Annotated in this window: 25 protein-coding genes; 20 read left to right on the top strand and 5 right to left on the bottom strand. The window is 74.2% G+C overall.

What is annotated here, in order from left to right; all coding sequences use genetic code 11:
• Positions 1-247: 247 nt before the first annotated feature.
• Positions 248-1,846: a hypothetical protein gene (locus ACFWN3_RS02200; protein WP_377642985.1), complete on the bottom strand. Its 1,599-nt coding sequence runs from the start codon at positions 1,844-1,846 to the stop codon at positions 248-250.
• A gap of 73 nt (positions 1,847-1,919) precedes the next feature.
• On the opposite strand from ACFWN3_RS02200, the gene ACFWN3_RS02195 reads away from it, so the two are divergent.
• Both ACFWN3_RS02195 and aspS read left to right on the top strand, forming a co-directional pair.
• Positions 1,920-2,645, top strand: a complete 726-nt coding sequence (locus tag ACFWN3_RS02195; RefSeq protein WP_377642984.1) for a VOC family protein — start codon at positions 1,920-1,922, stop codon at positions 2,643-2,645.
• Positions 2,646-2,761: 116 nt separating this feature from the next.
• Complete coding sequence (gene aspS, locus ACFWN3_RS02190; protein WP_377642982.1) at positions 2,762-4,567, top strand: aspartate--tRNA ligase; 1,806 nt, start codon at positions 2,762-2,764, stop codon at positions 4,565-4,567.
• Between the two features lie 12 nt (positions 4,568-4,579).
• Here aspS and ACFWN3_RS02185 read toward each other — a convergent pair whose 3' ends face one another.
• Positions 4,580-5,404, bottom strand: coding sequence for an alpha/beta fold hydrolase (locus ACFWN3_RS02185; protein ID WP_377642980.1), 825 nt, complete (start codon positions 5,402-5,404; stop codon positions 4,580-4,582).
• A 69-nt stretch (positions 5,405-5,473) separates the two neighbouring features.
• Positions 5,474-6,247, bottom strand: coding sequence for a GNAT family N-acetyltransferase (locus ACFWN3_RS02180; RefSeq protein ID WP_377642977.1), 774 nt, complete (start codon positions 6,245-6,247; stop codon positions 5,474-5,476).
• 42 nt (positions 6,248-6,289) lie between these two features.
• On the opposite strand from ACFWN3_RS02180, the gene ACFWN3_RS02175 reads away from it, so the two are divergent.
• The 17 genes from ACFWN3_RS02175 (at position 6,290) to ACFWN3_RS02095 (ending at position 22,201) form a co-directional block, all read left to right on the top strand.
• A complete protein-coding gene (locus ACFWN3_RS02175; RefSeq protein ID WP_377642976.1) occupies positions 6,290-6,805 on the top strand; it encodes a DinB family protein in 516 nt (171 codons plus the stop codon).
• 151 nt (positions 6,806-6,956) lie between these two features.
• Positions 6,957-8,312 carry a replication-associated recombination protein A gene (locus tag ACFWN3_RS02170; RefSeq protein ID WP_377645506.1) on the top strand — a complete coding sequence of 452 codons (1,356 nt, stop codon included), beginning with the start codon at positions 6,957-6,959 and terminating at the stop codon, positions 8,310-8,312.
• 62 nt (positions 8,313-8,374) lie between these two features.
• Positions 8,375-8,734, top strand: coding sequence for a DUF948 domain-containing protein (locus ACFWN3_RS02165; protein ID WP_377645504.1), 360 nt, complete (start codon positions 8,375-8,377; stop codon positions 8,732-8,734).
• Positions 8,731-9,084, top strand: coding sequence for a hypothetical protein (locus ACFWN3_RS02160; RefSeq protein WP_377642974.1), 354 nt, complete (start codon positions 8,731-8,733; stop codon positions 9,082-9,084). The genes ACFWN3_RS02165 and ACFWN3_RS02160 overlap by 4 nt, the downstream gene beginning before the upstream one ends.
• 115 nt (positions 9,085-9,199) lie before the next feature.
• Positions 9,200-11,890 carry an alanine--tRNA ligase gene (gene alaS, locus ACFWN3_RS02155; RefSeq protein ID WP_377642972.1) on the top strand — a complete coding sequence of 897 codons (2,691 nt, stop codon included), beginning with the start codon at positions 9,200-9,202 and terminating at the stop codon, positions 11,888-11,890.
• A complete protein-coding gene (gene ruvX / locus ACFWN3_RS02150) occupies positions 11,890-12,405 on the top strand; it encodes a Holliday junction resolvase RuvX (protein ID WP_377642970.1) in 516 nt (171 codons plus the stop codon). Before alaS ends, ruvX begins: the two co-directional genes overlap by 1 nt.
• Complete coding sequence (mltG, locus tag ACFWN3_RS02145) at positions 12,402-13,574, top strand: endolytic transglycosylase MltG (protein WP_377642969.1); 1,173 nt, start codon at positions 12,402-12,404, stop codon at positions 13,572-13,574. Before ruvX ends, mltG begins: the two co-directional genes overlap by 4 nt.
• Positions 13,568-14,395 (top strand): shikimate dehydrogenase, encoded by an 828-nt coding sequence (locus tag ACFWN3_RS02140; RefSeq protein ID WP_377642967.1) that lies wholly within the window; start codon positions 13,568-13,570, stop codon positions 14,393-14,395. Before mltG ends, ACFWN3_RS02140 begins: the two co-directional genes overlap by 7 nt.
• Positions 14,392-15,075 (top strand): prepilin peptidase, encoded by a 684-nt coding sequence (locus ACFWN3_RS02135; protein ID WP_377642965.1) that lies wholly within the window; start codon positions 14,392-14,394, stop codon positions 15,073-15,075. Before ACFWN3_RS02140 ends, ACFWN3_RS02135 begins: the two co-directional genes overlap by 4 nt.
• 24 nt (positions 15,076-15,099) lie before the next feature.
• Entirely contained in the window at positions 15,100-16,332 is a 1,233-nt protein-coding gene (gene aroC / locus ACFWN3_RS02130; protein ID WP_377642963.1) for a chorismate synthase, read from the top strand.
• On the top strand, positions 16,332-16,835 hold the full coding sequence (locus ACFWN3_RS02125) for a shikimate kinase (RefSeq protein WP_377645502.1): 504 nt from the start codon (positions 16,332-16,334) through the stop codon (positions 16,833-16,835). Before aroC ends, ACFWN3_RS02125 begins: the two co-directional genes overlap by 1 nt.
• Complete coding sequence (gene aroB / locus ACFWN3_RS02120) at positions 16,832-17,923, top strand: 3-dehydroquinate synthase (RefSeq protein WP_377642961.1); 1,092 nt, start codon at positions 16,832-16,834, stop codon at positions 17,921-17,923. Before ACFWN3_RS02125 ends, aroB begins: the two co-directional genes overlap by 4 nt.
• Positions 17,924-18,009: 86 nt before the next feature.
• Positions 18,010-18,903: an intradiol ring-cleavage dioxygenase gene (locus ACFWN3_RS02115; RefSeq protein ID WP_377642960.1), complete on the top strand. Its 894-nt coding sequence runs from the start codon at positions 18,010-18,012 to the stop codon at positions 18,901-18,903.
• A 152-nt stretch (positions 18,904-19,055) separates the two neighbouring features.
• Positions 19,056-19,616 (top strand): elongation factor P, encoded by a 561-nt coding sequence (gene efp, locus ACFWN3_RS02110; protein ID WP_377642958.1) that lies wholly within the window; start codon positions 19,056-19,058, stop codon positions 19,614-19,616.
• Between the two features lie 4 nt (positions 19,617-19,620).
• Positions 19,621-20,034 (top strand): transcription antitermination factor NusB, encoded by a 414-nt coding sequence (nusB, locus tag ACFWN3_RS02105; protein ID WP_377642956.1) that lies wholly within the window; start codon positions 19,621-19,623, stop codon positions 20,032-20,034.
• 77 nt (positions 20,035-20,111) lie between these two features.
• On the top strand, positions 20,112-20,639 hold the full coding sequence (locus ACFWN3_RS02100) for a GNAT family N-acetyltransferase (RefSeq protein ID WP_377642954.1): 528 nt from the start codon (positions 20,112-20,114) through the stop codon (positions 20,637-20,639).
• A gap of 119 nt (positions 20,640-20,758) precedes the next feature.
• On the top strand, positions 20,759-22,201 hold the full coding sequence (locus ACFWN3_RS02095) for a metallophosphoesterase (protein WP_377642952.1): 1,443 nt from the start codon (positions 20,759-20,761) through the stop codon (positions 22,199-22,201).
• Between the two features lie 21 nt (positions 22,202-22,222).
• Here ACFWN3_RS02095 and ACFWN3_RS02090 read toward each other — a convergent pair whose 3' ends face one another.
• Positions 22,223-22,429: a dodecin gene (locus tag ACFWN3_RS02090; RefSeq protein WP_377642950.1), complete on the bottom strand. Its 207-nt coding sequence runs from the start codon at positions 22,427-22,429 to the stop codon at positions 22,223-22,225.
• A gap of 97 nt (positions 22,430-22,526) precedes the next feature.
• The gene (locus ACFWN3_RS02085; RefSeq protein ID WP_377642948.1) at positions 22,527-22,715 is read right to left on the bottom strand and encodes a hypothetical protein; all 189 of its coding nucleotides are present in this window, start codon (positions 22,713-22,715) and stop codon (positions 22,527-22,529) included.
• Between the two features lie 210 nt (positions 22,716-22,925).
• On the opposite strand from ACFWN3_RS02085, the gene ACFWN3_RS02080 reads away from it, so the two are divergent.
• Positions 22,926-23,348, top strand: a complete 423-nt coding sequence (locus tag ACFWN3_RS02080; protein WP_377642946.1) for a hypothetical protein — start codon at positions 22,926-22,928, stop codon at positions 23,346-23,348.
• The last annotated feature ends 48 nt before the right edge of the window (positions 23,349-23,396 follow it).

Below are 23,396 nucleotides of genomic sequence, written 5' to 3'. Positions count from 1 at the left end.
CACCCTCCCGACGCGGGCACAGGCGAACCGGGCCCGATGGACCAACGGCCCGACCTCCCTCGGACGAACGGTGGATCCTCCACCCGACTCGGGGAAAGTGCGCACCCACCTGTGCCACTGTTCCGTCATCGCCCCGGGAGGACCCCCCTGCACCGACCGGACGAGAGCACGGGAGCTCCCTGCATCCCCGTCCTCACAGCACGGACTCCGTCCCCTGTGGCCCTCGGCCACAGGGGACGGCTCCGTTTCACTGGTAGGAGACGAGCTGCGGGGTGGGACGGACCTGTTCGAGCGTCTGGGCCGGGGTGAGCATCGGGGTGTCCTCGTGCTCGAAGTTCTTCCAGCCGAGCCACACGTTCTCGGGGAGGTCGCGCCGGAGCGCGCGCCAGGTGTCCTGCTTGGCCCCCTGGCCACCCTGGCCGTCGGCGTGGACGAGCCACTGGATCTCGTCGAGCGAGGTGTCGAGCCGCTCGCGACCCCGCACCATCGACGGGCGGAACTGGTGCAGGGTGAGGACCTTCGGGGGAAGGTCGCGGTCGCGGACGAGCCCGGCCAGCCAGGCGCCGACCTCGTTGACCTCCTCGACCGAGACCGAGCCGATCTGGTCGAGGTGCTTCTCGTCGGGCAGCAGGCGCCACTCGGGGTCGAGCGCGAGTCCGACCCACGGGCGACGGAGGAGCTCCTCGTAGGCCTTGGCCTGGTCGAGGAAGTGGGCGCGCCCCGGCTGGAGGTCGAGCACGACGTAGGCGCCGGCGCGCTCGGCGTGCTGCACCCACGGCAGCAGCCGGCGCACGGGCGTGGGGGAGGAGTAGTCCCCGTCGCGCCCCTTCGAGCCCGAGGCGACGGTGGCGATGAGCTCGAACGCCGGAACGACCCGGGTCTCCGTCAGCGCCGCGTACTCGTCGGCGACCGAGCGGGCCCGAAGGGCGGCGGCCTCCGCCGACTGCTCGCCGAGCATCCCCAGGGCCGCGGTCCCCGGGTGGCCGTAGAGCGCCACCATGAGCCGTCCGGGGAAGGGCAGCAGCCCGCCGCCGGGCAGCTCGGGTGCCTTCCGGGCGGTGCGGACCCGCTGGGCCAGGCGCGCGGCGTCGCCGACGCCGGCCCCGACGGCGAGGACGGCGGCGTCGGCGTGCTCCTTGAGGGCGGCACGCGCCTCCTCGTCCACCCGGGGGTCGGGGTGGGAGACGGTGACGCGTCGGGCGCCGACCGCCGAGAGGGTCGGCTCGAGCGCCTCGGGCACGGTGGCCCCGCGCCGCACCAGGACGGTGGCGCCGCGACCCTCGGGTCGGCGGGGCAGCCCCGGGAGGGCGGATCCCGACGCGGACGCGTCGAGCACCTCGCGGGCGCCGAAGCGCTCGGGCACCGCGCGGGACGCCCCCGACGTCGTGGTGGCGCGGACGACGGTGCGCGTCCCGAGCCGCGCGAGCTCGGCCTCGAGACCGGCGGAGTCCGCGGAGCCGCCGGACCCGGTGACGAGGAGGGGGAGCCCGAGCCGGGTGGCCGTGCGGATCCCCTCGGTGAGGCCCGGCCCGTCCGCGGCGCTGACGACGACCGCCGTCGACCGCTGCACGAGCGCGCGGGTGGCGGTGAGGGATGCGGCGGCCAGGCCGAGGGCGTCGCGCAGCGAGGCCGGGTCGACCACGCCGGCTCCGCCGTCGGTGCGGGCGAGCACCTCGTGCGAACCCGGCGACGACGCCGTCGCCGGGCGCCGCCCGCCGCCATCGGTGCAGGAGGCCGTCGCCGCCGCACCCACCCCCACGGCGAGCACCGCCCCGGACCGCAGCAGCGCGCGGCGCGGCACCGGTGTCGGCACCGGGGTGCGGGCGGGCGGGGGAGCGGACGGCATCCGACCAGCCTGTCACGGCTGCCGGTCCCGAGGCCCGACCCGTTCCGTCGGTGCGAACTGGTAGGCAGGACCCATGTACCTCGAGAACGTCGTCGTCGACGCCCTGGACCCGCAGCGGCTCGGTCGCTTCTGGGAGGCCCTCCTCGGCTGCGAGACCCTCACCGACGAGCCCGCGACCTACGAGACCCGCCTCACCGTCCCCGACGGCCCGGTCCTCGACCTCTGCTTCGAGCGGGTGACCCACCCGCCGACCCCCAGCCCGCGCCTCCACCTCGAGGTGAGCGGGGGCGACCGCCAGGACGAGGTCGTCGCCCGGGTGCTCTCCCTCGGTGGCAGCCACCTCGACATCGGGCAGCGCGACGTGCCCTGGGTGGTCATGGCCGACCCCGAGGGCAACCCGTTCTGCGTCATGGAGGCCCGCCCCGAGTACGCGGTGTCGGGCCCCCTGTCGTCGCTGCCCCTCGACAGCGCCGACGTCGAGCGGGACACCCGGTTCTGGAGCGAGCTCTCGGGCTGGGTCGCGGCCGACAGCGCGATGCCGAGCGCCCTGCGCCACCCGAGCGGGCGCGGCCCGCTGCTCGAGCTGTGCCCCGAGCCGGCGCCCAAGGCCGCCGAGGCGAAGAACCGGGTGCACCTCGACCTCCGGCTCGAGGCCTCCGACGACGCTGACGCGGCGGTCGAGCGGATCCTCGCCCTCGGGGGCAGCGAGTTCCTCCACGACTGGGGCGACCTGCCGTGGCGGGTCTTCCGCGACCCCTCGGGCAACGAGGTCTGCCTCCTCCCCGCACGCCGGGGGTGACGGGAACGCGGTCGAGGACGACGTCTCCGCCTCCGTAGACTGTCCCGAGTGCCCGGGCGCCCCACGCGCGGTCGGTCCGGGCCCCGCACCCCGCACCCGAACCCGAAGGACCCCCCGTGCTCCGCACCCACGAGGCCGGCACCCTGCGTGCCGCCCACACCGGCCAGACCGTCACGCTCACCGGCTGGGTGGCCAAGCGGCGCGATCACGGCGGCGTGGCCTTCATCGACCTGCGCGACGGCAGCGGGGTCGTCCAGGTCGTGGCGCGTGACGAGGTCCTCACCGGTGCCGCGCACGACCTGCGCAGCGAGTTCGTCGTCAAGGTCGTCGGCGAGGTCACCGCCCGCGAGGAGCGCAACGTCAACCCCGACCTGCCCACCGGCGAGGTCGAGGTCGTGGCGTCGGGCATCGAGGTCCTCAACGCCTCGGCCCCGCTGCCCTTCCAGCTCGACGAGCGGGTCACCGTCGGCGAGGAGGCGCGCCTGAAGCACCGCTACCTCGACCTGCGCCGCCCGGGCACCCAGTCGGCCGGCCACGCCATCCGGCTGCGCTCGAAGGTCAGCGCCGCCGCGCGGGCCGTGCTCGGGGCCCGCGACTTCATCGAGATCGAGACCCCGACGCTCACCCGCTCGACCCCCGAGGGTGCGCGCGACTTCCTCGTGCCGGCCCGGCTCGCGCCGGGGTCCTGGTACGCCCTCCCGCAGAGCCCGCAGCTGTTCAAGCAGCTGCTCATGGTCTCGGGGATGGAGCGGTACTACCAGATCGCCCGCTGCTACCGCGACGAGGACTTCCGCGCCGACCGTCAGCCCGAGTTCACGCAACTCGACATCGAGATGAGCTTCGTCGAGCAGTCCGACGTCCTCGAGCTCGGCGAGGCCGTGGTCCGCGAGATCTGGCAGCTCATCGGTGTCGAGCTCCACACGCCCTTCCAGCAGATGACCTACGCCGAGGCGATGCGCCGGTTCGGGTCCGACAAGCCCGACCTGCGCTTCGGCGTCGAGCTCGTCGAGTGCACCGACTACTTCAAGGACACCCCCTTCCGGGTCTTCCAGTCCGAGTACGTCGGGGCCGTCGTCATGCCCGGCGGTGCGAGCCAGCCGCGCAAGCAGCTCGACGCGTGGCAGGAGTGGGCCAAGCAGCGCGGCGCCCGCGGCCTGGCCTACGTGCTCGTCCAGGAGGACGGCACCCTCGGCGGGCCCGTCGCCAAGAACCTGTCGGAGGCCGAGGTCGCGGGGCTCGCCGCGCACGTGGGCGCCGAGCCCGGCGACTGCGTCTTCTTCGCCGCCGGCGCCACGAAGGCGTCGCGCTCCCTGCTCGGGGCCGCCCGCCTCGAGATCGGCAAGCGCGGCGGCCTCATCGACGAGTCGGCGTGGAGCTTCCTCTGGGTCGTCGACGCCCCGCTCTTCGAGCCGGCCTCCGAGGCCGTCGCCGCGGGTGACGTCGCCGTCGGCGCGGGCGCGTGGACGGCCGTGCACCACGCGTTCACCTCCCCGAAGGAGGAGTTCCTCGACACCTTCGACACCGACCCCGGACCGGCCCTCGCCTACGCCTACGACATGGTGTGCAACGGCAACGAGGTCGGCGGCGGCTCCATCCGTATCCACCGTCGCGACGTGCAGGAGCGCGTGTTCGCGGTCATGGGCCTGTCGCCCGAGGAGGCGCAGGAGAAGTTCGGCTTCCTCCTCGACGCCTTCGCGTACGGCGCCCCGCCGCACGGCGGGATCGCCTTCGGCTGGGACCGCATCGTCATGCTCCTCGGCGGGTTCGAGAGCATCCGCGACGTCATCGCGTTCCCGAAGTCGGGCGGGGGCTACGACCCGCTCACCGACGCGCCGGCCCCCATCACGCCGCAGCAGCGCAAGGAGGCCGGCATCGACAGCACGCCCGAGCCCCCGGTGGCGGGGTCCGACACCGAGGGCTGAGGGCGGCGCCCCTCAGCGGGCGAGGAACTCGACGAGCACGCGGTTGAACTCCTCGGTGTGCGAGTCGTTGATGCCGTGCGGGCCGTCGCCGATGACGTGCAGCTGCGCTCCGGGAACCCGCTCGGCCGTGCGCTGACCGGAGACCTCGAGCGGCACGATGGCGTCGGCGTCGCCGTGGATGACGAGGGTCGGCACGGTGACCGTGTCGAGGTCGCCGGTGAAGTCCTCGACCCAGGAACGGATGCACTGCACCGCGGCGTGGACGTCGGCCTGGGCCGCGAGGGCGAGGGCCTCCCGGCGCTGGTCCTCGGTGACCTTCAGCTCGCCGTTCGCGGAGAAGAAGGTGGTGAGGAACCCGTCGAGGAAGCCCGACGGGTCAGCGGCGAGGTCCTGCTGCATGCCCTCGACGGTGGCGTCGTCGAGCGCACCGTCGGGGTGTGCCTGGTCCTTCTTGAGGTTCGGCGGGATGGCGGCCGCGAAGACGGCGCTGTGGACGCGCTCGTCGCCGCGGGTGCCGAGGTAGCGGGCGACCTCGCCGCCACCCATCGAGAAGCCCACGAGGCTGACGTCGCGCAGGTCGAGCCCGGTGAGGACGGCGTCGAGGTCCCCCGTGAGGGTGTCGTAGTCGTAGGAGGCGTCCTCGCCGGGCTTCGACGACTGCCCGAACCCCCGACGGTCGTAGGTGACGACCCGGTGGCCGGCCCCGGTGAGGGCGGGGACGGTCGCGGCCCAGGAGGCACCGCTCAGGGGCCAGCCGTGGATGAGGACGACGGGTCGGCCGTCACCGCCGGTGTCCTCGACGTGGAGGTCGACCGAGCCGTTGCTGATGGTGCTCATCGTTCACCTTTCGTGGGGGGCTGTCGACGCCACCGTAGGCACGTCCGGGGGTGCGGTGGCGGCGGAGGATCAGGCGAACCAGCGGCTCGTCCACTCCATCCCCGTGACGAAGCCCAGGCGCTCGTAGAGCCGGCGTGCCACGACGTTGTCGGCGAACATCCCCAGGGCACAGGTCCCGGTCGACGCCACGGCCTCGCGGGTCAGGTGGGCGGTGACCGCGGCCCCCCATCCCTCGCCCCGCCGGTGGCTCGCGACGGCGATCCCGGCGAGCGTCGGGGTGCCCGCCTGGCAGGGCTCGCTGCCGCCGACGGCCACGAGGGACCCGTCGTCGTCGCGCACCGCCACCCAGCGCTGGCCCGGTCGGGCGAAGGGCTGGCCGTGCGTGCCGGGGCTGTGCGCGCCGAGGAAGGCCTCGGCCTCGGCACGGTCGGTCGGCGCGAGGTCGACGACCCGGTCCTCCCCGGGCACCGGAGGGGGCGTCGTGCGCGTCCACAGCCAGTCCCACTCGCCGCCCCGGTCGCCGAGGTCGAGGCGGTCGAGGGCGACGTCGACGAGCCCGCGCGGGACGCTGAGGTGCCGGTTGCCGTCGCCCCGGACCCAGTCGCGCACGCGGGCGTCGTCGAGCAGCGTGGCCAGCCCCTCGCGCGACCCGAGGACGGCCGATCCCGGGACGCCGTGGTCGGAGCGGCGGTGGAGGGCGACCGCGCCCTCGGGCAGTGAGCCGACGGCCCAGCCCGGCGCGACGAAACCCGTGCCCACATCGAGCACCACGACCGGGTGGTCACCCGTCGCCGCGGCCGCCTCCGACACGTCGTCGAGCGCGCGCACCCCTGCCGTCAGCACGTCGCCAAGCCTGCCACGGGCGCGCTGTGGGAGCGTGACCCCATGCCCGCCACCCGCACCCGACCACCGAAGGACGCCGACGAGCGCACCGCCCTCCTCGGCTGGTACGACCTCCAGCGCGGCATCGTCCGGCTCAAGTGCGACGGGCTGTCCGATGCCGACGCGCACCGCGCGCTCCTGCCGACCTCGCCGCTCATGACCGTCGCCGGGATCGTCTCCCACCTCGCCCACTGCGAGGACCTGTGGTTCCGCGAGTGCTTCCTCGGTGAGCGGGCCGCCGGCCGGGGGTTCGGTCCCGGGGCGGAGGACGACGACGACTTCCGGGTCGAGGGCGTCCCGCTCGCCCGGGTGCTCGCCGACTACGACGCCGCGTGCGCGCGCACCGACGCCGTCCTCGCGGCCCACGACCTCGACGCCACCGGGAACCCGGCGATCCACTCGGTGGGGGACGCCACGCTGCGCTGGATGGTCCTGCACATGCTCGAGGAGACCGCGCGGCACGCGGGCCACCTCGACCTCCTGCGCGAACAGCTCGACGGCGAGACCGGCTACTTCTGAGCATGGCGGTGCCGGCCCGGCCGTCCACCGGGGTGACCGGTGGGGACGGTCCGCGACGGCGACGTCCGGGGTGACGACTAGCCTCGGTCGGGTGAGCCACGACGGGACCGACCTCTTCGGTGCAGCCGGCGCCGAGGCCGGCGGCGCGTCGATGGCGACGATCCCGCCGCTCGCGGTGCGCATGCGCCCGCGCTCGCTCGACGAGGTGCGCGGCCAGTCCGAGGTGCTGCGGCCCGGGAGCCCGCTCCGGCGGCTCATCGAGGGCAGCGGAGGAGCAGCCGGCCCCCTCTCGGCGATCCTCTGGGGCCCGCCGGGCACGGGCAAGACCACGCTCGCCCACCTCGTCGCCAGTGCGGCCGACCGCGAGTTCGTCGAGCTGTCGGCCGTGACCGCGGGCGTCAAGGACGTGCGCGCGGTCATGGAGGGCGCCCGACGCTCCCGCGACCTCTACGACCGCCAGACCGTGCTCTTCCTCGACGAGATCCACCGCTTCACCAAGGCCCAGCAGGACGCCCTGCTTCCCGGGGTCGAGAACCGCATGGTCGTCCTCGTCGCGGCGACGACCGAGAACCCGTCGTTCTCGGTCATCGCGCCCCTGCTCTCGCGCTCGGTCCTCGTCACGCTCGTCCCGCTCACCGACGACGAGGTCGCCGACGTCCTCGTCTCCGCGACCACCGACGAGCGCGGGCTCGCCGGCGCCTACGACCTCGCCGAGGAGGCCCGCGAGCACCTGGTCCGGCTCGCCGGGGGTGACGCCCGCCGCGCCCTCACCTTCCTCGAGGCCGCCGCCGGGGTCACCGAGGACGCCCTCGCGCCCGGGGCCGAGCGTCCCGACGTCCTGCCGATCACGCTCGCCCAGGCCGAGCAGGCGGCCGCCCACGCCGCGGTGCGCTACGACCGGACGGGCGACCAGCACTACGACGTCGCGTCAGCGCTCATCAAGTCGATGCGCGGCTCCGACGTCGACGCATCCCTGCACTACCTCGCGCGGATGCTCGAGGCCGGCGAGGACCCGCGCTTCATCGCCCGGCGGATCGTCATCGCCGCCTCGGAGGACGTCGGCCTCGGCGACCCCACCGCCCTGCAGACGGCCGTCGCGGCGATGCACGCCGTGGCCCAGATCGGCATGCCCGAGGCGCGGATCATCCTCGCCCAGGCCGTCGTCCACAACGCCCTCGCCCCGAAGTCGAACGCCGCCTACACGGGCATCAACGAGGCGATCGCCGACGTGCGCGCCGGCAAGGGCGGCCCGGTGCCGATCCACCTGCGCGGCAGCGGCTACGGCGGCTCGAGCCGCATCGCCGAGTCGGTGGCCAAGGCCTCGGGGAAGGGCAAGGCCCCCAGCTACGTCTACGCCCACGACGAGCCCGACGGCGTCGCCCGCCAGCAGTACCTGCCCGACGACCTCCACGGGTCCACCGACTACTACCGCCCCACCGACCGCGGCTTCGAGGCCCGGCTCCAGGAGCGGTGGCGCTGGCTGCGCGAGCGGCTCGGCCGGGGCTGAGCGGCACGCCGAAACGGGGTGCGCCGCAGCCGCGGCCCCCGGGTAGGGTCGACGACATGACGGTGACGCTCGGTGGGATCGCAGGACTGGTGGCGGCGCTCGCGTTCGCCTTTCTCGTCGTGCGCCTGGCCTCGCTCGTCGGCAAGGCCGGCCGGATCCTCGACGAGACCGCCGCGAGCGTGCGCGAGACGAGCGACAACATCCAGCCGACGCTGAGGTCGCTCACCGACACCGTCGGCCTCACCAACGACCAGCTGACCCGCGTCGACGCCATCACGAGCTCGGTCTCGACGATGACGACGAACGCGTCGGCGCTGACCTCCGTCGCCGCGGCGACGGTCGGGTCGCCCCTCATCAAGGTCGCGGCGTACGGCTACGGTGTGCGCACGGCGGTCAAGGGACTGCGCAAGGTCACGTCGTGAGGCTGCGCACCGTGCTCCTCACCGCGGCGGCGGTCGGCGTCGGCTACGCCGTGTGGCGCCTGCCCGCCACGAAGCGCTTCGTGGCCACCGTGCGCGAGGCGTCCGCCGAGCGCGAGGCAGAGCTGCGCGAGGCCGTCGAGGTCGCCGTGCGCACCGACGCCACCACGCGGGCGCCGCGCCACGCGGCCGGTGCGGAGGTCCCCGACCTCGACGTCGAGGCGGGCTGGGACCGCCGGTCGGGGCGTGCCCGCTCGGCCGTGGCCCTGGGGGAGGGCGACCCCGGTCGCTCCCTCACCCCCGAGGAGGCGCGCGCCCTCCTCCTCGACCCGAGCGGCGAGCGAGCTCCGTAGGGGCCCCGCGCCCCCGACTCCCACCCTCCACCCGACCGGCCACCCCTGCGGGCGGGCATACGATGTCGCGTGCCCGTGCCCGGTGGCACCCTGAACGACCAAGGACTGATTCCCCATGGAAACCGCTGAGATCCGGCGACGCTGGCTGGCGTTCTTCGAGAAGAACGGCCACACCGTCGTCCCCTCCGCGCCGCTCATCCACGACGACCCGAACCTGTTGTTCGTCAACGCCGGCATGGTGCCCTTCAAGCCCTACTTCCTCGGGCAGCAGAGCCCGCAGTGGGACCGCGCGACGAGCGTCCAGAAGTGCGTGCGCACCCAGGACATCGAGGAGGTCGGCAAGACCTCGCGGCACGGCACGTTCTTCCAGATGAACGGCAACTTCTCCTTCGGCGACTACTTCAAGGAGGGGGCCATCAGCCTCGCCTGGGAGCTCGTCACCACGCCGCAGGCGCAGGGTGGCTACGGCCTCGACCCCGACCTCATCTGGCCCACGGTCTACGAGGACGACGACGAGGCCTTCGGCATCTGGCGCGACACCATCGGCGTCCCGGCGCAGCGGATCACCCGCCGCGGCAAGCTCGACAACTACTGGCACATGGGGGTCCCCGGACCCGGTGGACCGTGCAGCGAGATCTACCTCGACCGCGGCCCCGAGTACGGCCGCGAGGGCGGCCCCGCTGTCGACGAGGACCGCTACCTCGAGTTCTGGAACCTCGTGTTCATGCAGGAGGAGCTCTCGGCGGTGCGCGCCAAGGACGACTTCGACATCGCGGGCCCGCTGCCCAAGCGCAACATCGACACCGGTATGGGCCTCGAGCGGATGGCGACCCTGCTCCAGGGCGTCGACAACCTCTACGAGATCGACGAGGTGTACCCGGTCCTCGAGCACGCCGCCGAGCTCACGGGCACCCGCTACGGCGTCAACTCCGGCCACATGGTCAGCGAGTCGCACCCCGACGACGTGCGCCTGCGGGTCGTCGCCGACCACGTGCGCTCCTCGCTCATGCTCATCGGCGACGGAGTGACCCCCGGCAACGAGGGGCGTGGGTACGTCCTGCGCCGGATGCTGCGCCGCGCCGTCCGCTCGATGCGCCTCCTCGGCTACGAGGACCCCTGCCTGCCCGAGCTGCTCCCCGTCTCGGTGGAGCGGATGAAGCAGTCCTACCCCGAGCTCGAGGCCGGCTTCGACCGGATCAGCCAGATCGCCTACGCCGAGGAGGATGCGTTCCGCCGCACGCTCGCGGCGGGCACGACCATCCTCGACACCGCGGTGTCGCGCACCAAGGAGGCCGGCGGGAGCACCCTCGCGGGTCCCGAGGCGTTCCAGCTCCACGACACCTACGGCTTCCCCATCGACCTCACCCTCGAGATGGCCCAGGAGCAGGGCCTCGAGGTCGACCGCGAGGGCTTCACCCGGCTCATGCAGGAGCAGCGCGAGCGGGCCAAGGCCGACGCGCGCTCCAAGAGGTCCGGGCACGCGAACACCGAGGTCTGGCGCGACCTGCGCGCGGCCGGGGCCACCGACTTCCGCGCGTACGACGAGCTGACGAGCGAGGCGAGCGTCATCGGCCTCGTCGTCGACGGCGACCGCGTCCCCGAGGTCGAGGAGGGCCAGCGCGCCCAGGTCGTCCTCGACCGCACCCCGTTCTACGCCGAGTCCGGCGGCCAGGTCGCCGACGAGGGCGTCATCACCGCCGACGGCGTCGTCCTGAAGGTGCACGACGTCCAGCGACCGGTGAAGGGGCTCATCGCCCACACCGTCGAGGTCGTCTCGGGCTCGCTCGGCGAGGGCGCCGGCGTCCTCGCGAAGGTCGACCCCGAGTGGCGGCTCTCGGCGTGCCAGGCCCACTCGGGCACCCACGTCGTCCACGCGGCGCTGCGCGAGGTGCTCGGCCCCACGGCCCTGCAGTCCGGCTCGTACAACAAGCCCGGCTACCTGCGGCTCGACTTCGCGTGGGGACAGGCGCTCTCGCCGGCCACCCGCAGCGAGATCGAGGAGGTCGCCAACCTCGCGGTCCGCAAGGACCTCCCGGTGTCGGCGACGTACATGCCGCTGCCGCGCGCCCGCGAGCTCGGCGCGCTCGCGCTCTTCGGCGAGACCTATGGCGACGACGTGCGCGTCGTCGAGATCGGTGGTCCGTGGAGCCGCGAGCTGTGCGGTGGCACCCACGTCCAGCACTCGAGCCAGGTGGGCGCCCTCACCCTCACCGGCGAGTCGTCGGTCGGGTCGGGCGTGCGCCGCGTCGAGGCCTTCGTCGGCATCGACGCGCTGCGCCACCTCGCGCGCGAGCGCGCCATCGTCGCCGAGCTGAGCAGCCTCGTCGGGGCCCGGCCCGAGGAGCTCGCCGACCGCGTCGGTGCCATGGTCCAGCGCCTCAAGGACGCCGAGCGCGAGATCGACCGCGCCCGCAAGGAGCAGGTGCAGGCGGCCGCGGGCACCCTCACCGAGCGGGTCCGCGACGTCAACGGCGTCAGCTTCCTCGGCCACGACGCCGGTGACGCCGGCGCCGACGACGTCCGCACCATGGTCCTCGACCTGCGCGGACGGCTCGGCAACGAGCGTCCGGCGGTCGTCGCCATCACCGGCGCGGCCAAGGGGCGACCCGTCGTCGTCGTCGCGACGAACGACGCGGCGCGCGGCCGCGGCATCAAGGCCGGTGAGCTCGTCCGCGTCGCGGCCGGCGCCCTCGGCGGCGGTGGCGGCGGCAAGGACGACATCGCCCAGGGCGGCGGAGCGGACGCGTCGAAGGTCGGGGAGGCCCTCGCGGCCGTCGAGTGGCGCGTCGGGGAGCTCGCCGGCTGATGCCGGACCCCGGCGTGTGGCTCGGGGTCGACGTCGGGTCGGTCCGCGTCGGCGTCGCCGTCAGCGACCCGCGCGGCGTGCTCGCCACCCCGGTCGAGACCGTCGCCCGCACGGCCCGGACCCCGCCGGCCGTCGGCGACGCCGACGTCGAGGCGGTCGCCGCCCTCGTCGAGGAGCACGGGGCGGTGGGGGTCGTCGTCGGCCTGCCACGCTCACTGCGCGGGGACGAAGGTCCCGCCGCGGAGCGGGCCCGCAAGTATGCTGCGGTGGTTGCGGAACGCATCGCACCCGTCTGGGTCCGTCTCGTCGACGAGCGGCTCAGCAGCGTCGATGCGCACCGCGCACTCCGGGACAGCGGGGTCGCAGGAAGGCGTCAGCGCGCCGTGGTCGACCAGGCCGCGGCCGTCATCATCCTCCAGACGGCCCTCGACACCGGCCGCAGCACCGGCTCCCCTCCCGGGGAGCGGGTCGGACCAGGACGGCGCAAGCCACGGACGAAGGACACGAGGGCGTGACGCAGCAGCACGACTTCACCGACACCATCTTCGGTGGTTCGGAGCCCGAGAGCCGTCGGGGCCGCAGCCGCAGCGAGCGGCACCAGCGCCCCGGCCGCCGGGGCCCCCGCCGCTGGATCATCCTCCTCGTCGCGCTCGTCGTCGTCGGCGGAGCGGCCTGGGCCGCCGTGGGCGCCCTCGCCCCCGTCGTCTCGGGGATCCTCGGCGGCTCCGACCAGGCCGAGGACTTCGCCGGACCCGGCGAGGGCGAGGTCACGGTGACGATCAAGGCCGGCCAGACCGGCGAGGACATCGCCACGACGCTGCGCGACGCCGGCGTCGTCAAGACCCGCTCGGCCTACCTCGCCGCCGCCGCCGGCGACCCCAAGGCCGCGGCCGCGATCCAGCCCGGCAGCTACTCCCTCCTCAAGGAGATGCGCGCCTCCGACGCGTTCGAGCACATCAGCGACCCCGCCAACCGGGTCGTGGCACGCACGACGATCCGCGAGGGACTGTGGGTCAGCGAGGTGTTCGCGACCCTGTCGAAGTCGACCGGCATCCCGGTCAAGGAGTACGAGAAGGCGGCAAAGGACACCGAGGCGATCGGCCTGCCCAAGGAGGCCGACGGCCGCATCGAGGGCTGGCTGCACCCGCTCACCTACGAGTTCCCCGACAAGTCGACCGCCGAGCAGCAGCTGAAGGTGCTCGTCGGCGAGACCGTCAAGGCGCTCGAGGAGTCCGGGGTCAAGCGGTCCGACTGGCTGCGCACCCTGACCATCGCCTCGATCATCGAGGGCGAGGTCAACGGCGACGCCGACCGCGCCAAGGTCGCGCGCGTCATCCTCAACCGGCTCGAGGGCGGTCCGCCCAGCTACGGCCTGCTCCAGATGGACTCCACGGTCCACTTCGTCGCGCAGGAGCGCGGCAAGGCGGGGACGACCGACGCCCAGCGCGACAGCGACAGCCCGTACAACACCTACAAGGTGCAGGGCCTGCCGCCGGGTCCCATCGACAGCCCCGGTACCGCGTCGATCGAGGCGGCGGCCAACCCCGAGGACGGCAACTGGTTCTTCTTCGTCACCGTCGACCCGAGCACGGGCGAGACGAAGTTCGCCGAGACCCAGGACGAGCACGACCGCAACGTCCAGGAGTTCCAGGCGTGGTGCCGGGCGAACGCGGGCAAGTGCTGAGGGCTGCGGTCCTCGGCTCGCCCATCGCGCACAGCCTCTCGCCGGTCCTGCACCGGGCCGGCTACGCCGCGGCCGGCCTCACCGACTGGGAGTACGACGCCCACGAGGTCGCCGCCCCGGGTCTCGCCGGCTTCGTCGACGGCCTCGACGAGTCGTGGCGCGGGCTGTCGCTGACGATGCCCCTCAAGGAGGCGGCCCTCGAGGTCGCGGCGACCGTCTCGCAGGTCGCGACCCGCGCCGGTGCGGCCAACACCCTCGTCCGGCGTCCCGACGGGACCTGGGCCGCGACGAACACCGACGTCGTCGGGCTCGTGCGGGCGCTGCAGCCGCACGTGGGAGCCGACGGCGCGCGGCGCGCCCTCGTCATCGGCGCGGGAGCCACGGCGCGCTCGGCCGTCCTCGCGCTCGCCGAGCTCGGCGTCACCACCCTCACCGTGCGGGCCCGGGACACCGCGAAGGCGGCCGACCTCCTCGCCTGGGCGCTCGACCTCGGGATCGGGGTCGTCAACGGCTCGGTCGCCGAGATCGGCCCGTGGGTCACGACGAAGGACGACGTCGTCGTCTCCACCGTCCCGGCCGGGGCCGGCGAGACGGTGGCGGCCACCGTCCCCGCGACGCACGCGGGAACCCTCCTCGACGTCGTCTACGCGGGCTGGCCGACCCCGCTCGCGCGGTCCGCCGCCGCCGCCGGGATGACCGTGGTGTCCGGCCTCGACATGCTCGTCCACCAGGCCGGCGAGCAGTTCGCCCTCTTCACGGGACACCCGGCCCCGCTCGAGGCGATGGCCGCCGCGGGTCGGGCCGCGCTGGGGCCCCGATGACGCCCTGGTGGGTCGTCGCCGCCTGCGCGCTGGCCCTCGGCGTCGCGGGGCACCTCACCGGGCGCCGGCTCGCCACCGGCGGCTACCGCATCCCCGAGGACGAGGCGACCCACGCCCCGGGCAACCCGTGGTGGACGGGCCCGGCCACCGCGCTCCTCGCGGGTGTCGCCGCCCACGCCGTCGGTGGCGAGGCCCGCTGGGCCGCGCTGCCCGCCTTCCTCCTCCTCGCGTGGCTCACCGTCGCCCTCATCTGGATCGACCTCGACGTCCACCGCCTCCCGGTGGGGCTCGTCGTCCCGGGGGGCGCGGCCATCGCGGTCCTCCTCGCCATCGCCTCCGTGGCGGAGGGCGGCCGGGCGTGGCTGTCCGCGGTCATCGGCGCCGCGGTCATGGGGGCCACCTACCTGCTCCTCGCGTTCCTCCCGGGCGGCGGGGTCGGCGGCGGCGACGTCCGGCTCGCCCCGGTGCTCGGCGCCCTCCTCGGGTGGCTGTCGCTCGGGCACCTCGTCGTGGGGCTCGCGGCGGGCTTCCTCGTCGGCGGCGTCGCGGCGATCGCCCTGCTCGTCGGCGGCCGGGTCGGCCTCAAGTCCTCGATCGCGTACGGGCCGGCCATGTGCCTCGGGGTCTGGGTCGCGGTGCTCTGGACGTCCCGGATCCTGACCGCGCTGCTCGACGGCTGAGACGGCCGTGGAAGGATCGGCGACATGCTGCGTTGGCTGACGGCCGGGGAGTCGCACGGGCCCGCCCTCGTCGCGACCATCGAGGGGGTGCCCGCGGGTGTCGAGGTGGCGACCTCCGACATCGCCGCCGCGCTGGCCCGCCGCCGCCTCGGGTACGGCCGCGGGGCGCGCCAGAAGTTCGAGCAGGACGAGCTCGAGATCCTCGGCGGGGTCCGGCTGGGCCGCACCCTGGGCTCGCCCATCGCCCTGCGGATCGGGAACAGCGAGTGGCCCAAGTGGCGCACCGTCATGAGCCCCGACCCCGTGCCTGTGTCCGAGTACGAGGCCTCCGACGACGTCAACGCCGAGAAGGAGGTCGCCCGCAACCGCCCGCTCACCCGGCCGCGGCCCGGGCACGCCGACCTCGTCGGGATGCAGAAGTACGGCTTCGACGACGCCCGCCCCGTCCTCGAGCGGGCCTCCGCGCGCGAGACCGCGGCCCGGGTGGCGCTCGGTGCCGTGGCGGCGCGCTTCCTCGAGCAGGCCTACGGCATCCGCCTCGTCTCGCACACCGTCGCCATCGGGGCGGCGCGCGTCCGGGAGGACGCGCCGCTGCCCACGGCCGACGACGTCGCGGCCCTCGACGCCGACCCGGTGCGCGCCTTCGACCCCGAGGGCTCGGCCGCGATGGTCGCCGAGGTCGACGCCGCCCACCGCGACGGCGACACCCTCGGCGGGGTCGTCGAGGTCGTCGCGACCGGCCTTCCCCCGGGCCTCGGCTCGCACGTCCACTGGGACCGGCGGCTCGACTCGCGTCTCGCCGGTGCACTCATGGGCATCCAGGCGATCAAGGGCGTCGAGGTCGGCGACGGCTTCCGCACCGCCGCCCGTCGCGGCTCGGCCGCCCACGACGAGATGGAGCGCGGCGCCGACGGCGTCATCCGCCGCCGCACCGGCCGGGCCGGCGGCACCGAGGGCGGGATGTCGGTGGGCGGGCTGCTGCGCGTGCGCGCCGCGATGAAGCCGATCTCCACCGTGCCGCGCTCCCTCGCGACCGTCGACGTCGCCTCCGACGAGCCCGCCACGGCCATCCACCAGCGCTCCGACGTGTGCGCCGTCCCCGCGGCGGGCGTCATCGCCGAGGCGATGGTCGCGCTGGTCCTCGCCGACCTCTGCCTCGAGAAGTTCGGCGGCGACTCGGTCGCCGAGACCGCGCGCAACCACGCGGCGTACCTCGCGGCGATCCCCGCGTCGATGCGCACGTGGGACGACGCCTGATGCCGCGCGTCGTCGTCATCGGTCCGCCGGGGTCGGGCAAGACCACCGTCGGGGCGCTCGTGGCCGCGCTGCTCGGCGTCCCGTTCCACGACACCGACGCCGCGGTCGAGACCGCGTCGGGACGCACCATCGCCGACATCTTCGTCGAGGACGGCGAGCCCGCCTTCCGCGCGCTCGAGCGGGCCGAGGTGGCGCGCGCGGTCGTGGAGGAACCGGGTGTCGTCGCCCTGGGTGGGGGAGCCCCGATCGACCCCGGGACCCAGCAGGTGCTCGCGGGCCAGACCGTGGTCTTCCTCGACGTCGGGATCGCCGACGCCGCCAAGCGGGTCGGCTTCGACGTCAGCAGGCCGCTGCTCGCCGTCAACCCGCGTGCCTCCTGGGTGCGGCTGATGGGGGAGCGACGTCCGGTGTACGAGGCCGTCGCCACCCACCGCGTCGACACGGCCGGGCGCCCCCCCGAGGACGTCGCCGCCGACGTCGTCGCGCTGCTGGAGGCGTCGTGAGCGGTGCGGCGGGGTCCGACGCCACCGTCATCCCCGTCGGGTCCGCGTACGAGGTCGTCGTCGGGCACGGCGTCTCCGACCGGGTGCGGGACCTGCTCGCCCCCGGTGTGGAGCAGGTGCTCCTCGTCCACCCCGAGGGGTTCGCCACCTACGCCGCGGCCGTGGCCGACGCGCTGGCGTCCTCGGGCATCGCCGTCCACCCGGCCGCGGTGCCCGACAACGAGTCGGCCAAGGACGTCGCGGTCGCGGCCCGGCTCTGGGCCCTCATGGGCGAGCGGGCCTTCACCCGCACCGACGCCGTCGTCGCCGTCGGTGGCGGCACCGTCACCGACCTCGCCGGGTTCGTCGCGGCGACGTGGCTGCGCGGGGTGCCGGTCGTCCAGGTGCCGACGACGCTCCTCGCGATGGTCGACGCCGCGGTCGGGGGGAAGACGGGGATCAACACGGCCGAGGGCAAGAACCTCGTCGGGTCGTTCCACGAGCCGGCCGGGGTGCTGTGCGACCTCGACGTCCTGGCGACGCTCCCGGCCCCCGACCTCGTCGCCGGGCTGGCCGAGGTCGTCAAGGCCGGCTTCATCGTCGACCCGCGGATCCTCGAGCTCGTCGAGGCCGACCCCGCCGGGGCGACCCGCTGGGACGGCCCGCACACCCGCGAGCTCGTCGAGCGCGCGATCCGGGTCAAGGCCGACGTCGTCGCCGCCGACCTCAAGGAGTCGTGGCTGCGCGAGATCCTCAACTACGGGCACACCTTCGGGCACGCGGTCGAGCAGGTCGAGTCGTACCGCCGGCGCCACGGCGAGGCCGTGGCCATCGGCATGGTCTTCGCCGCCGAGCTCGCGCTGCGGTCCGGGCACCTGTCCGAGGAGGTCGTCCGCCGCCACCGTGACGTCCTCGCGTCGGTCGGGCTCCCCACGTCGTACGCGGGCGCCGCGTGGGAGGACCTCCTCACCGTGATGCGCCGCGACAAGAAGGCCCGGGGAGCGCGGCTGCGCTTCGTCGTCCTCGAGGACGTCGGCCGCCCCGTGCGCCTCGAGGCTCCCGAGGACGCCTGGCTCACCGAGGCCTTCACGGCCCTGACGACGAGCTGAGCCCGGCCACCGTCGCCGCCGCGCTCACAGGAAGGGCACAGCGGGCTCACCGAGGGCACACCGCCGCACCCCGGAGAGTCCTCGTCATGAGCGCCCCCACCCCGCCCCAGCCCGCGGACCGCCCCGAGCCGGGCGTCCACCCCGACCACGACCGCGGCCTCGAGTTCGACGTCCGCACCCTCCTCGCCCGTCGCTCGGCCCTCGGGCTCATCGGCGGCGCCGGCCTGTTCGCCCTCGTCGGCTGCGCCGCGGACGGCACGAGCGGCGCCGCGGCCTCGACGAGCCCGTCCGCCACCACGTCGAGCTCCTCGGCGACCGCGTCGGCGTCCGCCTCCGCCGCCGCGACGGTCGACGCCGAGGTCCCGGACGAGACCGGCGGCCCCTACCCGGGGGACGGCTCGAACGGGCCCAACGTCCTCGACGACTCCGGCATCGTCCGGCAGGACATCTCCTCCTCGTTCGGCTCCTCCACGACGAGCGCCGCCGGCGTCCCGCTCACGGTCAACCTCACCGTGACCGACGGCGCGAACGGCTACGCCGCGATGGAGGGCGCCGCCGTGTACCTGTGGCACGCCGACGCGCAGGGCCGGTACTCGATGTACAGCCAGGGGGTGGAGGACGAGAACTACCTGCGCGGCGTGCAGCCCACCGGTGCGGACGGCACCGCGACCTTCACCACGGTCTTCCCCGGCTGCTACGACGGCCGCTGGCCGCACCTGCACTTCGAGGTCTACCGGAGCACCGCCGAGGCGACGAGCACGGGGCAGATCGTCAAGACGAGCCAGATCGCCCTGCCGCAGGCCGCCTGCGAGGCGGTCTACGCCGACACCTCCACCTACCCGCAGAGCACGGCCAACCTGGCCCGCACCTCGCTGACCGGCGACAACGTCTTCGGCGACGACGGCGGCATCCACCAGCTGGCCACCGTCACCGGTGACGCGAGCAGCGGCTACGTCGCCAACCTGACGATCGGCGTCTGACCCCTCCGGCGGTGCCGCGACCACCGCCGCCCGGACGGGACGCGGCCGCGGGCGCGATAGGATCTGACGCGATCCCCAGCCCCCTCACGGGGGTGACGCGCGCCCGCGGCCGACCCGCGGACCTCCAGAGCAGACGAAAGCGAAGACCACCCGTGGCATCGACCAACGACCTCAAGAACGGCCTCGTCCTCAACCTCGAGGGCCAGCTGTGGACCGTGATCGAGTTCCAGCACGTCAAGCCCGGCAAGGGCCCGGCCTTCGTGCGCACCAAGCTGAAGAACGTCCTCAGCGGCAAGGTCGTCGACAAGACCTTCAACGCCGGCGTCAAGGTCGAGACCGCGAACGTCGACAAGCGCAACATGCAGTACCTGTACAACGACGGCTCGTCCTACATCTTCATGGACGGTGACACCTTCGACCAGGTCGAGGTCAGCCCCGAGGTCGTCGGCGACGCCGCCAAGTACATGCTCGAGAACCAGGACGCGATCGTCGCCCGTCACGACGGCACCGTCCTGTTCATCGAGCTCCCCGCCTCGGTCGTCCTCGAGATCAGCTACACCGAGCCGGGCCTGCAGGGCGACCGCTCCACCGGCGGCACCAAGCCCGCGACGCTCGAGACCGGTGCCGAGATCGCGGTCCCGCTCTTCCTCGAGACGGGCACCAGGATCAAGGTCGACACCCGCGACGGCTCCTACCTCGGTCGGGTCAGCTGACCCCGTGGCTGCCCGCACCAAGGCCCGCAAGCGCGCGCTCGACCTCCTCTTCGAGGCCGACCAGCGTGGGGTCAACGTCGGCGACCTGCTCCGCGAGCGGCTCGCGGCCCCGGTCACCGAGGCCCCCCTGCCCGAGCTGACGGCCGTCCTCGTCACCGGGGTGGTCGAGCGCTGGACCCAGATCGACGAGCTCCTCACGACGTACTCGCAGGGCTGGACCCTGCAGCGGATGCCCGCGGTCGACCGCGCCATCCTGCGCCTCGGGGCCTACGAGATCCTCTTCTCGGCCGACGTGCCCGAGCCGGTCGCCGTCAGCGAGTGGGTGGGCCTGGCCACCGAGCTGAGCACCGACGACAGCCCGCGCTTCGTCAACGGCCTCCTCGGCCGCCTCGTCGAGGTCAAGCCGACCCTGGCCTGAGCCGACCGGCCCGCACGACGGCCGCCCGGACCGGAAACCCGGTTGCCGGGCGGCCGTCGGCACGTCACGCTCCGACGGTGAGCACCGTGCGCCCCGCCACGTCCCAGGACCTCCCGTACCTCGCCGCCGTCGAGGACGCGGCCGACGGCCTGTTCGCCGAACGGTTCGGCGGGGTCGACTGGCCGGCCGCCGACTCGGGGGAGGACCGAGCGGCCGAGCCGGGCTTCCTCCTCGTGGCGGTCGAGCCCGATGACGACCCGCCCGGCACGGAGCGGGTCGTCGGCTTCGCGCACGTCCTCGAGCTCGACGGGCGCTGGCACCTCGACCAGGTCGCGGTGCTGCCGGAGCGCGGCCGCCGGGGTCACGGCTCGGCGCTGCTCGCCGCCCTGTGCCGCGAGGTCGCGACCCGCGGCGGTGCCGAGGTGACCCTGACGACGTACGCCGACGTCCCGTGGAACGCGCCGTTCTACGCCCGCCACGGCTGGGTCGAGCTCGACCCGTGGCCGGACCACCTGGCACCCTTCGCCGCGGCGGAGGAGCGGATGGACATGGGCCGCCACGGCCGACGGGTCGCCATGAGCCGCAGGGTGGGCCGAGCCGGGTGAAACCTCGCGGCTCCGCCTCCTCGGCGCCCGCGCCGGGTATCGTCGCTGGTGACGGGCGCAGGGCCCGTCCCGGTGCCGTGACCGGACCGTGTCCACGGCGCGAGACCGACGAGGCTGAGATGGCGCCGATCCCGAACCGCCTCCTGACCGCCCTGACGACGGTGGTCGTCCTCACCGGGACGGCGCTGCTCGGCGCGTCCACCGCCAGCGCGGCCACGGCCGACTGCAAGGCCTTCCAGTCCGAGGCGCGGCACCTCGTGCGCCCGACCGACGCGGCGAGCCTGCTGACCCGGTCGGCGACCGAGGCCCGCAGCGCCATGGACGTGTACGGCTTCACCGACGACCGCGGCGTCATCGGACGGGTCGCGACGCAGTCCGGGGTCGGCCTCGTGCCCGTGTGGCGCCTGTTCCGCGGTGGCGACTTCGTCTGGGCCCTCGACGGTGCCGACGCCGACCGCTTCGCCGCCTCCGGGTACGCCCGCCAGCGGGTCGACTTCTACGCCGGGACCACCGCGCAGTCCTGCCTCACCGCCGTCTACCGCCTGACCCGCGGGGGCGTCCACCGGGTCGCGACGCGGGCCCAGACGCTGGGGCTGTCCGCCGACGGCTGGGTGGGCGACGGGAGCAAGTTCTACATCGCCCCGGGCCCGGCGCCCGCGGCCGCGCCGCTCCCGCCGGCCCCCGGCACGGACACGACGTTCTCGATCGCGCTCATCCCCGACACCCAGAACGAGACGAGCTCGTCGGCCTCGACCCGCTTCGCCAACCGGGTCAGCTGGCTCGTCGCGAACAAGGCCGGCCTCGACCTGCGGTACGCCATCCAGATCGGCGACCTCAGCAGCTGGGGCCACGTCGCCCCGGCGCAGTTCCAGAAGGCGAGCACCGAGATCAGGCCGCTGGAGGCCGTCGTCCCGTGGAGCGTGGCGGCCGGCAACCACGACACCGCCGCCGTCTGCGCGGGAGGCTCGGCCTGCCCCGGCGCCAACACCTCGGTCACCGTCCGCGACGTCTCGACGTTCAACCGGTACTTCCCCCCGAGCCGGTTCCCCGCCCTCGGCGGCACCTACGAGGCCGGCCACTCGGAGAACTCGTGGTCGACCTTCTCCGCGGGCGGTCGGAAGTGGCTCGTCCTCACCCTCGAGCTGTGGGCGCGGCCCGCCGTCGTGACCTGGGCCCAGGGGGTCGTCGCGAGCCACCCCGACCACAACGTCATCGTCAACACGCACGCCTACCTCAACAGCGACGGCACGATCAGCACGAGCAACGGGGGCTACGGGTCCACGTCGCCGCGCTTCCTCTACGACAACCTCGTGCGGCGCTACCCCAACGTCGTCATGGTCGCCTCGGGCCACGTCGGGCAGGCCGCGGTGCGCACCGACACCGGCGACGCCGGCAACAGGGTCGTCTCGTTCCTCCAGGCGTTCCACAGCACGACCAACCCCGTGCGGCTCGTCGAGATCAACACGGCGGCCGGCACGGTGACCTCGCGGGTCTACGCCCCCGAGGTCAACACGAGCTACCCGGCGTACACGACGTCGACGGCGGGCATGCGCTTCCGCTGAGGCGCGGGCGCCCTCGCGCTCCTACTCCTCGAGGCGGAAACCGATCTTGAGCCCGACCTGGTAGTGCGCGACCGCGCCCTCCTCGATGTGGCCCCGGATCTCGGTGACCTCGAACCAGTCGAGGCCGCGCACCGTCGTCGAGGCCCGCGAGACCGCCGTCGTGATCGCGTCGTCGACCGAGGTCGTCGACGTGCCGACGACCTCGCTGATGCCGTAGGTGTGTGCCATGGCCGACCCTCCGTCCGGGGGCGACCCGGACCGGTCACCCGCTTCCCCGCCGATCATCCTCGGGGACGGCCCCGGTGACCACCGGCGGGACGGTCGCTCAGCGGTGGCCGGCGGCCGCGAAGACGACCTCGGGCCAGGGCGAGGCGGCGATCCAGGCGCGGTAGGTCTCGGCGTCGGCGTCCCGGGGCGGGAACAGCGCGGCGTGGTGGCCGGCGGCCGAGGGTGCGGTGGCCACGTCGGCACAGGAGGCGTCACGGTGGGGGACGGGCGGGACGGTGGTCTGCACGGTGGCCTCCTCACGGGCACGCGGCGGGTTGGTGGCGCCATTCCATCACATGATGTTGGGTCTGGCATAGGGAAACGTTATGTGCGTGTCGCTCCGTGGACACCGCCACCGGGCAAGCTGCAGGGGAGGAGCCCCACGACGCCGCACTGATACCCGCGGGCTCGCCCGGACCATCGACACGACGGGGCCGGCGGTGGTGGAATCGGAGCCATGCCGACCCTCGGGGAACGCCTCGCCCACGCCGTCGCCGCCAAGGACCACGACGCCGTGCGCGCCGTCCTCGCCCCGGACGTCGACTTCCGCGCCCTGACGCCGGGCCGCGCCTGGGAGGGGACCGGCCCCGACGTCGTCGTCGCCACCCTCTTCGGCCACTGGTTCGAGGACCACGACGAGGTCGAGGCGCTCCTCGGCGTCGAGGTGGGTGAGCCCGTCGAGGACACCGAGCGGGTCGCCTACCGCCTGGCGCTGCGCACCCCGACCGGCGGGCGCACGGCCGAGCAGCAGGCCTACTACCGCGGTGACGAGGACGGACGCATCGCCCACCTGCGCATCATGTGCTCGGGCTTCCGGCCCACCCGCACCACGCGTCCCACCCGGCGGGCCGACGCGGAGGACGACGCCGCCACCGGTTAGAGTGGCGCCCGCCAGACATCCTTTAACGACCTGTCCCGTGAGGCAGGG

It is taken from the genome of Oryzobacter terrae, assembly GCF_042756445.1.
Classification (GTDB): domain Bacteria; phylum Actinomycetota; class Actinomycetes; order Actinomycetales; family Dermatophilaceae; genus Oryzobacter; species Oryzobacter terrae.
The sequence above is the reverse complement of the archived record's forward strand: the minus strand, read 5'-3'. Positions and strand labels throughout refer to the sequence as shown.

Excerpts from the sequence above, each read along its gene's own strand:
- aroC (WP_377642963.1), top strand. The coding sequence starts at position 15,100 with ATGCTGCGTTGGCTGACGGCCGGGGAGTCGCACGGGCCCGCCCTCGTC.
- ACFWN3_RS02200 (WP_377642985.1), bottom strand. The coding sequence starts at position 1,846 with ATGCCGTCCGCTCCCCCGCCCGCCCGCACCCCGGTGCCGACACCGGTG.
- ACFWN3_RS02125 (WP_377645502.1), top strand. The coding sequence starts at position 16,332 with ATGCCGCGCGTCGTCGTCATCGGTCCGCCGGGGTCGGGCAAGACCACC.
- ACFWN3_RS02175 (WP_377642976.1), top strand. The coding sequence starts at position 6,290 with ATGCCCGCCACCCGCACCCGACCACCGAAGGACGCCGACGAGCGCACC.
- ruvX (WP_377642970.1), top strand. The coding sequence starts at position 11,890 with ATGCCGGACCCCGGCGTGTGGCTCGGGGTCGACGTCGGGTCGGTCCGC.
- ACFWN3_RS02135 (WP_377642965.1), top strand. The coding sequence starts at position 14,392 with ATGACGCCCTGGTGGGTCGTCGCCGCCTGCGCGCTGGCCCTCGGCGTC.
- ACFWN3_RS02170 (WP_377645506.1), top strand. The coding sequence starts at position 6,957 with ATGGCGACGATCCCGCCGCTCGCGGTGCGCATGCGCCCGCGCTCGCTC.
- alaS (WP_377642972.1), top strand. The coding sequence starts at position 9,200 with ATGGAAACCGCTGAGATCCGGCGACGCTGGCTGGCGTTCTTCGAGAAG.
- ACFWN3_RS02195 (WP_377642984.1), top strand. The coding sequence starts at position 1,920 with ATGTACCTCGAGAACGTCGTCGTCGACGCCCTGGACCCGCAGCGGCTC.
- ACFWN3_RS02090 (WP_377642950.1), bottom strand. The coding sequence starts at position 22,429 with ATGGCACACACCTACGGCATCAGCGAGGTCGTCGGCACGTCGACGACC.
- ACFWN3_RS02115 (WP_377642960.1), top strand. The coding sequence starts at position 18,010 with ATGAGCGCCCCCACCCCGCCCCAGCCCGCGGACCGCCCCGAGCCGGGC.
- ACFWN3_RS02080 (WP_377642946.1), top strand. The coding sequence starts at position 22,926 with ATGCCGACCCTCGGGGAACGCCTCGCCCACGCCGTCGCCGCCAAGGAC.
- ACFWN3_RS02095 (WP_377642952.1), top strand. The coding sequence starts at position 20,759 with ATGGCGCCGATCCCGAACCGCCTCCTGACCGCCCTGACGACGGTGGTC.
- ACFWN3_RS02185 (WP_377642980.1), bottom strand. The coding sequence starts at position 5,404 with ATGAGCACCATCAGCAACGGCTCGGTCGACCTCCACGTCGAGGACACC.